General features: G+C 54.8%; 1 rRNA gene. It reads right to left on the bottom strand.

Annotated elements, in window-relative coordinates:
* Positions 1-524, bottom strand: a 23S ribosomal RNA gene (locus tag AB4Z35_RS30235); the annotation flags it as partial.

Here is a 524-nt window from a genome sequence, read left to right as displayed (position 1 = left end):
GTATGACTGAAGCTTAGAGGCTTTTCTTGGAACCACTTCCAATTGCTTCGCGGCTCAAGGCCGCTCGCCCCACATCCTTGAATTACGCGCCCGGATTTGCCTAAGCGCCTTCTCCAATGCAGGGACCGGGACTTCCAACACCCGGACAACCTTCCGCGATCCGTCCCCCCATCGCATCATACGACGGTGCAGGAATATTAACCTGCTTCCCATCAGCTACGCATCTCTGCCTCGCCTTAGGGGCCGACTCACCCTACGCCGATGAACGTTGCGTAGGAAACCTTGGGCTTACGGCGAGGGGGCCTTTCACCCCCTTTATCGCTACTCATGTCAGCATTCGCACTTCTGATACCTCCAGCATCCTTTACAAGACACCTTCACAGGCTTACAGAACGCTCTCCTACCACGCACATTACTGTGCGTCCGCAGCTTCGGTATATAGCTTAGCCCCGTTACATCTTCCGCGCAGGACGACTCGATCAGTGAGCTATTACGCTTTCTTTAAAGGGTGGCTGCTTCTAAGC

It is taken from the genome of Pseudomonas sp. KB_15, from assembly GCF_052114525.1.
Classification (GTDB): Bacteria; Pseudomonadota; Gammaproteobacteria; order Pseudomonadales; family Pseudomonadaceae; genus Aquipseudomonas.
Note: the sequence above shows the minus strand (reverse complement) of the source record. Positions and strands in the feature narration are given on the sequence as shown.